1 protein-coding gene is annotated in these 1,552 nt (G+C 45.3%); it reads left to right on the forward strand.

The genetic code is table 11. The annotated features are described in order from the left end of the window. The coding region (locus tag KDK18_RS08790) for a hypothetical protein (RefSeq protein WP_257254527.1) at nucleotides 1-1,319 on the forward strand (1,319 nt) is incomplete at its 5' end. Nucleotides 1,320-1,552 lie beyond the last annotated feature (233 nt).

Consider the following 1,552-nt stretch of genomic DNA (forward strand, 5'->3'; position numbering starts at 1 on the left):
AAAACAGCGCATTGCCAGATACCAGGCTAATTATTTCCAAAATAGTCAAGAACCTTTGGGAGCAAAAAGATTTAACCAGTTTTTCTATGGCCGTCTCAATAATCGTCTCGCTGGGGAAAGAAGCATCGGGCTGTGACGAGATGCAACTTGATTCGATATCGGAAGCGGTGACACGAATATTGTCCGATAGTGATGAAGAGCAGATTACTGAACAACTCAAGTTACTTCATCCAAAAATAATTGATCAGGAGGACCTATGCGATCACAATTGGTTTTATTCAATGTTAGAAATACTGACAGCGAGTGACCTGACCAAGCCATCGGTTATCCGCTTTGCCCTTGAAGTCCTGAAATTGGGTTGGCTGGATCCAATACTGGCCGATGAGGACTATATTGCAGACGCCGGTGAACATCATGAGCTATTGGTGCGTCTGAAAAGCGTCGATGAACTCAAGGTTGAAGCCGCTCATTGCTTGAAAAAGTGGTATAAGCAGTTCTTTTCCAGGGAAAACAATAGTCAGTTGTTGCATATGGCTTATGAAAACTTCCAACAAAGAGATAGTGATACCCCATTCGTCAGTCATTGTCATGATGGCTTTTCATCATCCCTTGAATATCATATTGCCAATCCATTCTTACAGAACGCCTGGACGGACGAACCTGAGGGTATTCCCAATGTTGAGCGAATGTTGGCCCACCATCCCGCGTTTCCGAGGTTAATTTCAGGCAAGGGGAACCACCGTCCGGTGATTATCGCAGGGGAACCTTCCTGGGGGGGCACATTGATTGAGGAAAAGGCTGAAGCCCTGTTTCAACGAGCGTTTGAGGACGCTCCGCAACTTAAGCATTTACTGAAAGACATCAATAAATATGAGACAAAGAAAAACCAATGCAGGAATGAGCCAACAGCATCGGAAAAATTTATCTACCTTGAGAAGCAAAGTGTTGTGAATGAGACTAGAGAAATATGCAAGCAGGTGATTCAGCTGGCCTTCTGTCATTATCTGTATAGATTGACACACTCGAAAGGTGGCTGCCTAACCTATTGTTGGGCCAAGGCATCCATCTTTGGGTACAACGAAGAGGACTCCTATGGCGCTCATGATCCATCCTCACCAGAAGAACTGTATGCCATGATGTCTGATATTGTGAGCTCTGAATTGTTGGACTCTCTTCAGGATGATTACTTGCGGCAGGCACTCAACGCCAGTAACGCTCTGGTGCTCAAATCCAGTGAGCTGACAACCATTGCCGAAGAATTTTTGAACAGCGTGAATTTGAATTCGATGGCGACTGACCTGGAGGTTGACCAGGAATAGACTGCCGTCCCCGCTACGGGGTCGCCTGGATGAGCGCGATTCCCGGTCAGCCTCCTGACTCATAGTTTGTTCGTGATAAATTTTTCGAGATGGGTAACTTCCTTCCATGGCAACGAGCCACTGTCCAAATGAAACTTTCGTACGATATGAAGGTCAAATTATAAAACAGTTTCATTTAAGTCCTTCAGATAGCAGTAGGGAGATTAACCATGGATGGTCAGATTGGTGGAGAA

It is taken from the genome of Endozoicomonas sp. SESOKO3 (genome assembly GCF_024606255.1).